The sequence below is a fragment of the Streptomyces sp. AB3(2024) genome (genome assembly GCF_041862025.1).
GTDB lineage: Bacteria > Actinomycetota > Actinomycetes > Streptomycetales > Streptomycetaceae > Streptomyces.
On the sequence record NZ_JBGWAB010000227.1, the window covers coordinates 1 to 7,193 of the forward strand.

General features: G+C 74.1%; 6 protein-coding genes. 5 read left to right on the forward strand and 1 reads right to left on the reverse strand.

The genetic code is table 11. The features are described 5' to 3' along the window. A partial coding sequence (locus ACEPPI_RS39115; RefSeq protein WP_373920016.1) for an ATP-binding protein occupies positions 1-921 on the forward strand: 921 nt, incomplete at its 5' end. A gap of 19 nt (positions 922-940) precedes the next feature. Here ACEPPI_RS39115 and ACEPPI_RS39120 read toward each other — a convergent pair. Further along, positions 941-2,341 carry an RICIN domain-containing protein gene (locus tag ACEPPI_RS39120; RefSeq protein ID WP_373920017.1) on the reverse strand — a complete coding sequence of 467 codons (1,401 nt, stop codon included), beginning with the start codon at positions 2,339-2,341 and terminating at the stop codon, positions 941-943. A 363-nt stretch (positions 2,342-2,704) separates the two neighbouring features. On the opposite strand from ACEPPI_RS39120, the gene ACEPPI_RS39125 reads away from it, so the two are divergent. From ACEPPI_RS39125 to ACEPPI_RS39140, 4 genes are all read left to right on the forward strand, one after another. Then, positions 2,705-4,309 carry a phage tail sheath family protein gene (locus ACEPPI_RS39125; protein WP_373920018.1) on the forward strand — a complete coding sequence of 535 codons (1,605 nt, stop codon included), beginning with the start codon at positions 2,705-2,707 and terminating at the stop codon, positions 4,307-4,309. 73 nt (positions 4,310-4,382) lie between these two features. After that, positions 4,383-4,826 (forward strand): phage tail protein, encoded by a 444-nt coding sequence (locus ACEPPI_RS39130; RefSeq protein ID WP_373920019.1) that lies wholly within the window; start codon positions 4,383-4,385, stop codon positions 4,824-4,826. Then, positions 4,826-5,323 (forward strand): hypothetical protein, encoded by a 498-nt coding sequence (locus ACEPPI_RS39135; protein ID WP_373920020.1) that lies wholly within the window; start codon positions 4,826-4,828, stop codon positions 5,321-5,323. Before ACEPPI_RS39130 ends, ACEPPI_RS39135 begins: the two co-directional genes overlap by 1 nt. Further along, entirely contained in the window at positions 5,320-5,478 is a 159-nt protein-coding gene (locus ACEPPI_RS39140) for a DUF6760 family protein (protein WP_373920021.1), read from the forward strand. Before ACEPPI_RS39135 ends, ACEPPI_RS39140 begins: the two co-directional genes overlap by 4 nt. Positions 5,479-7,193: the final 1,715 nt, after the last annotated feature.

Here is a 7,193-nt window from a genome sequence, read left to right on the forward strand (position 1 = left end):
GGCGCGGACCGCGTACGGCGGGCCGCGCGGGCCGCGCGGGCGCTGGCCGCCTTCGACGGCGGTCCGGTCACCGCCGCCCACGTGCGGCGCGCGGCGCGCCGGCAGTCGGCCTCGGGGCTGGAGAGTCATACCCGGCGCATCCGGCCGGCTGTGGGCTGGGGGGACCTGGTCCTGCCCGAAGGGCCCCTCGGGCAGCTGCGCGAACTGGCGCTGCGGGCCCGCCACCGCGACCGTGTGCTCGGCGACTGGCGGCTCAGCGCCGGCGGCGGGCGCGGCCGGGGCGTCCTCGGTCTGTTCGCCGGGGAGTCCGGTACCGGAAAGACGCTGTCGGCGGAGGTCGTCGCGGCCGACCTCGGTCTCGACCTGTACGTGGTCCAGCTGTCGTCGGTCGTGGACAAGTACGTCGGCGAGACCGAGAAGAACCTGGAGCGGATCTTCACGGAGGCGGACCGCACCGACGCGGTGCTGCTCTTCGACGAGGCCGATGCCGTCTTCGGCAAGCGCTCCGAGGTCAAGGACGCCCACGACCGCTACGCCAACATGGAGAGTTCCTACCTGCTCCAGCGTCTGGAGTCGTTCGACGGCATCGCGCTGCTCACCACCAACCTCCGCGCGAACATCGACGCGGCGTTCACCCGGCGGCTGGACCTGGTGGTCGACTTCCCGTTCCCGGACGCCGGGCAGCGCCTCGCGCTGTGGCGGCACGGGCTGGCGCACGTACCGTCCGCCGACGGCATCGACGCGGCCCCGCTGGCCCGGGACTTCGAGCTGGCCGGCGGTTCCATCCGCGGCGCGGTGGTCACGGCCGCCTATCTCGCCGCCGGGCGCGGCGGCGAGGTGACCGCGGACGATCTGCTGGAGGGAGCTCGGCGGGAGTACCGCAAGGCGGGGCGGCTCGTGCCGGGCGAGGGCGGCTGGTGATCCGGGGCCGCCGCGCGCCTCAGTCGTTCTTGGGATGGACGATCTTCCACTCCTGGTTGCCGGTGTTGCTGCAGTCGGAGATGTTCAGCCGGTCCCCGACGCTCGCCCCGCCGTTCACGTTCAGGCACCTGCTGTTGCTGGCGTAGTTGCGGATCCAGTAATCGCCGCTGTCCTGCTTGTCGATCCACCACAGCTGGTTGTCGGCGGTGGTGCCGTCGCAGTGGAACTCGCCGATGCCGGTGCCCACGGGCCGGCCGCCGTACTCGCCGAGGTCCATGCAGAACTGGTCCTTGACGTTGCGGATCTGGAAGAGCGGCGTGCCGCCGGGGCCGAGCTTCGGGTACTTCACCTCAAGGTTCCAGAGCTGGTTGTCCCCTTCGGTGCCGACGCAGCCGGCCTGCTGTACGGCCATGTTGATCTGGCCCTTGTCGTTGCCCGGCAGATCGGCGCACATGCGGGTGGCGGCGTTGCGCAGCAGGACCTTCTCGGCGGGCACGACGGGCGGCGGTCCCGCGGGCTCCGGGGACTGCCCTCCCCCGCCACCGCCGTCGTCCTCGGGCTTCTCGCTCTTCTGTGGTTCGGGTTCGGCGCCGGGCGACGGCGGCGGGGGTGGAGGGGAGAGGGGCGCAGTGGTGGGCAGAATGGCGCCGGCCTGCTCGGGGACCTCGGTGGCCGCGGTGCGGACCTGCGGCCTGTAGGAGATCCAGATCATCACGAAGGCGATGCCCAGGGCCAGGAGGAGCCCGAAGAAGGTGGCCAGCGGGCGCGGGAGGAAGCCGCGCTGGACGTAGGTTCCCTCGACTTCCAGCGGCTCGGTGCCGGAGCGGCGCACCGCGAGGGTGTAGGGCCGTTCTTCCTTGGAGCCGAACCAGATGATCTGCCGGGGGCGCAGGGTCGCGTCGACGAACGCGGCCCGGCCGGGGTCGATCTGGACGTTCCCGGGGCGGAGTTCGTACGCGAGGTGGTCGCCGTTGTCGCCGCCCGTGACCGACGCCGTCACCTTGGTGTTGCCGAGGTTGTCCACCGCCAGTCTCGGGCGTCCGCGCAGCCGGCCCTTGACGGTCGGCGGCACGAGTTCCGCGCGCACCTCGACGAACGGGGTGATCGTCAGGTTCCCCTCCGGAACCGTCACGGCCTCGGGGTGCTCGGTCGGCGTGATACGCACCGCGTACGGGTTGGGCCCGGCCGTGGCGTCGGGAGTCCGGGGTGGTGCGAACGTCAGCTCGACCGTCCCCGTGGTGCCCGGGTACAACCGCAGGGTCGTCGGCTCCACCGTCGTCCAGGGCGCCACGTCGCCGACGGGCTCGAAGCGGTATTCGTCCACCACGTCACCGGTGTTGCGCACGCGCAGACGCACCCGCGTGCTGCTCCCGGGGTCGACGGTGACGGAGGAGGGTTCCAGGGAAGTCCAAAGGCTCACCCCGGCACGCTAGTTCCGCCCGGGCCCGCGGACAGGAGACCCAGGGGCAGGGTGCGTTGCCCCGGAATCCCGCCGGTTGCCCGGGAGCGCGGGCCGTACGGCCCGCACGCTTCAGAACCGGGGCGCGCGCTCGCCGTTGGCGACCCTGACGAACCGGGCGCAGGAGTCCTCGTTCCCCACGGGCCCGCGCGGGCAGACCTCGGGGCAGCCGGGGCGGTCCCCGCCGGGTGCCCGGGATCTGCCCCTCCAGGCAGCGGAGGGGGCAAAGAGAGTGCCCCCGTCCGGGTACCGGGGGACGTTTCGACGGGCGCCGCGCGCGCGTCAAGGTGGGGTGTCCTGTCTCGTATCCGAGGAGAGCAGAGCATGCCGTCCTATCTGTCGCCCGGCGTCTACGTCGAGGAGGTGGCGAGCGGTTCCCGCCCGATCGAGGGGGTCGGCACGTCGGTGGCCGCCTTCGTCGGTCTGGCGCCGACCGGCCCGCTGAACGAGCCGACGCTGGTGACCAACTGGACCCAGTACGTCGCGGCCTTCGGCGACTTCACCGACGGCTACTACCTCGCGCACTCCGTCTACGGGTTCTTCAACAACGGCGGCTCGGCGGCGTACGTCGTGCGCGTCGGCGGCTCCGCCGGGGACGCCGCCGGCCGGGGGGAGGCCTCCGGGTCCGCCGCGGTCAGCGGCAGCAGCGCACCGGCCGCGCTGCCCGCCGCCGAGCCCCGCCGGCTCGGGACCTTCGCCGTGGCCGCCCTCGCCGAGGGCGTCGGCGGCCCGCTGTCCGTCGAGGTGTCCGACGCCGAGGGCGAGGGACCCGCCGAGCGCTTCAAGCTGGTCGTCAAGGACGGCGACAAGCCCGTCGAGTCCTTCGACGTGACCGCGAAGAAGGGCAGCCGTGCCTACGTCGTCACGCAGGTCAAGGAGCGTTCCAAGCTCATCGCCGTGACCGAGGCCGCGCCGTCCGCGCCGCCGGCCCGTCCGGAGAACCAGACCGTGACGCTGCCCGCGCCGCCGCCCGCGCCCGTGGAGCCGGCCGCACCGGCCGGCCCTGCCGCGGGCTCCCACCCCGGCCCGGCGCAGTACCTCGGCGACTCCGCCGACCGCACGGGCTTCGGCGGCCTGGAGGCCGTCGACGAGATCTCCATGGTGGCCGTGCCCGATCTGATGGCCGCCTACCAGCGCGGCGCGATCGACCTGGAGGCCGTCAAGGCGGTCCAGCTCGGTCTGATCGCGCACTGCGAGCTGATGGGCGACCGGGTCGCGATCATCGATCCGCCGCCGGGCATGAACGCCCGTGACATCCGGGTCTGGCGCCAGGAGACGGCCAACTACGACTCCAAGTACGCGGCCCTCTACTACCCCTGGATCAAGTCCTTCGACCCGGCGACCGGGCAGTCGCGCCTGGTCCCGCCGAGCGGCCACGTCGCCGGCATCTGGGCCCGCAACGACTCCGAGCGCGGTGTGCACAAGGCTCCCGCCAACGAGGTCGTCCGCGGGGCCGTGGACCTCGAACTGCAGATCACCCGCGGCGAGCAGGACCTGCTCAACCCGATCGGCGTGAACTGCATCCGGGCCTTCCCCGGCCGCGGCATCCGCATCTGGGGCGCCCGCACCCTCTCCTCCGACCCGGCATGGCGGTACCTGAACATCCGCCGGTACTTCAACTACCTGGAGGAGTCGATCCTGATCGGCACCCAGTGGGTGGTGTTCGAGCCGAACGACCACAACCTCTGGGCGCGCATCCGCCGCAACGTCTCCGCGTTCCTGGTCAACGAGTGGCGCGGCGGGGCCCTGTTCGGGCAGAGCCCGGAGCAGGCGTACTACGTCAAGTGCGACGAGGAGACGAACCCGGCGGAGTCGGTCGACCTCGGCCGGGTCATCTGCGAGATCGGCATCGCGCCGGTCAAGCCCGCCGAATTCGTGATCTTCCGGCTGGCGCAGTTCTCCAGCGGCAACGGGGAGCTGGAGGAGTAACCGGGCGCCGCGGAGCCCGCCTCCGCGCCCGTCACCTCCCCGTGCTCCCCCTCTTCAGAAGGACAGCGAACACATGAGTCTCCAGCCGGGTGACGCCCTCACCTCGCACAACTTCGGCCTCCAGATCGACGGAGTGATGGTCGAGTACCTCGCCGAGGTCAGCGGCCTCACCCTCGAACAGGACGTCATCACCTACCAGCAGAACAGCGCGCAGGGCCGGCCCGAGGTGGCGCTGCTGCCGGGCGTGCAGAAGAACGGCCAGTGCACGGTCGTGCGCGGCATGACCCAGTCGACGTCGTTCACGCAGTGGATCAACGACTCGATCCGCGGCCAGATGAGCACGGCCCGCAAGAACGCCTCCATCATCATGATGGATTACCAGGACAACCCGGTGAAGCGCTACAACCTGCGCAACGCCTGGTGCAGCAAGATCGAGGCGAGCACGGTGAAGGCCGGTGAGGCGGCGGCGCTGACCGAGACCGTCACCATCGTCTTCGAAGAACTGGTCATCGAATAATGCGGCGTTCGGTCGGGACCGCGCCCCGGACCGCGGCGGCGGAGGCGGGTCACTCCCACTCCGCTCCCGCAGCGGCGCCGGACCACGCCCCCGCCGGCCCTCCGGCCGACCCGGCGCCACGGCAGTCGCTGCGCACCGAGTTCCCCTTCGAGCTGCCGCGCGGGTACGTCGACGACGCGGGCACCGTCCACCGTGACGGTGTCATGCGGCTGTCCACGGCGCGCGACGAGCTCGTCCCGCTGCGGGACGTGCGCGTGCAGGAGAACCCGGCGTACCTCTCGGTGGTGCTGCTGGGCCGGGTCATCACCCGGCTGGGCACCCTCCCGATGGTGCACGACGGGATCGTGGAGAACATGTTCGCCTCCGACCTGGCGTTCCTCCAGGACTTCTACCGCCAGATCAACGCGGAGGGCCACACCCGAGCGGCCGTGCAGTGCCCTCACTGCTCGGAGCCCTTCGAGGTGGAACTCGGCGGGAGCCGCCTGGGGGAATCGTGACGTACGCGACCGACCGGCTGCACGAGGAGATCGCGTACGTCGCCTACCACTTCCACTGGGGCCCGGACGCGATCCTCGACCTGGAACACCAGGACCGGCGCCGGTACACCGAGCAGATCGCGTCCCTCGTGACGCGCGGCGCGACGGAGGGCTGAGCGGGTGGCATTCCTCGACCGGCTGCGGGGGCGGCGGAACGACGACAAGGGGGCGGCGGCCGGCGGCTCCCCGGCTCGGGGCGCCGGCGGCACGCAGACCACCGGGACCGCCGGGAGTACGGCTCCCGCGGCCTCCGCGCCCTCCCCGGCCTCCGCGGCCCCGGTCGCCGTCGCCGCCTGGGCCGGTCTGCCTCCGATGCGGCGGGCGGCGGCCGACGGACCGACGGGCGTCGCCGACGCCGCGTTCGGCGGGCGGCTGCCGACCTGGCAGAACCCGTCGTTCACCCGGGGGTCCTCTCCCGCGGTCCTGGACCCTGCGGCGGGCGGCAGCCTGCTCTCGGGTGCGCCGGCCGAGTCCGCCCGCCCGGTCCCGGGACTCGAACGGCCGGCCCCGGCACTGCCGTCGGGCCGTCCGGCGGGCGCACCCGCCGTGCAGCGGATGCCGGTGGCGCCGCTCCGGGCGGTCCCCGTACGGACGCCGTCCCCCGCGGGGACCGGGACCCCGTCGGTCCGCGCGGGAGCCGGAGCCCTGACCGCCAGGTCGGTGCCGGCGGCGCCCGTGGCCCCGTCGCCTGCGGTACCGCGCACGCGCGGCGACCGGCCCGTCCCGGTGCGGACGGGCACCCGGGCGCCCGTCCAGGCTCCTGCGGCGGCGCGGGAGCAGGCACCGGCCCCGGGGCGGACGGCGTCGGCGTCGACGTCGACGTCGACGTCGACGAAGCGTGGCGTCCGGGTGGCGCCCGTGCCGCCGGCTCCGCCCCTGACCCGGCAGCCCCTGACCAAGGCGCCGGCCACGCCCGTGGCCGACCGCCGAGCCCTGCCCGCGATGCGCCGGACCACCCTTCCTGTGCCGACGCCGGCGCCGACGCCGACGGCGACGGCGACGGCGACGGCGACGGCGACCGGCCTCACGTCCCCCTCGGCCGTTGTCCACCGGGGCGGCATCGGCACGTCCGCCGCCGACACGCGCTCCGTGCCCCCGGTACAGCGGGCCGCCGCTGACCACCCCCACGGGGCAGCCGCCTCCGGAGACGCTCCGCCCCCTACAACACCCCCTGCCCCTTCGTCGTCCTCCGCCGGCTCCGTGGTTGCGGCCCCGTCCGCTTCCCTGCGGGACCGACCGGTACGGGACGCCCCTCCCCGTCCCTCCTCCACGCAGGGCACGGCTCCGGCCCCCAGGCGTACGGGGCTTGGCGCACCGGTGCAGCGAGAGCCGGGGCGCCGACCCGCGGGCCCGGCGCCCCGCGCCGACGTGCCCCGCGCCCCCGGCGTCCCGGGAGTGCTCGGCACGTCCGGCACGCACGTCGGGTCGGGCACGCGAGGGTCGTCCGCCTCCGGGGCCGCGTCCACCGCGCGGCCTACGACGTCGCGGCAGGGCACACCGCCCGGTGCGACGGCGCCCCGTACGGGCTCGCCCGACGACGCGCCCACCCGAGCCCCCGCCCCCGCGCCCGCACGGCGGTCGCCCCGCCGCGACGGAGCGACCGGCTTCCACGAGACGGACGCGAGCCCGTCCGGCGCGGGGGAGAGGCCGCCCGCGACCGATGCCTCCGCCCCCGCGCGGAAGCCGGCACCGGCCTCCCCGCCGCCGACGTCCACCGCGAGCGCGACGGCACGGGCGTCCGGGAGCGGTGCGCCCGTGCAGCGAGCGGTTCCCCGGCCCGGGGCGACACCGCCCGCACCGGCGGACGGCCGGCGCTCCTCCGCCCCGCCCT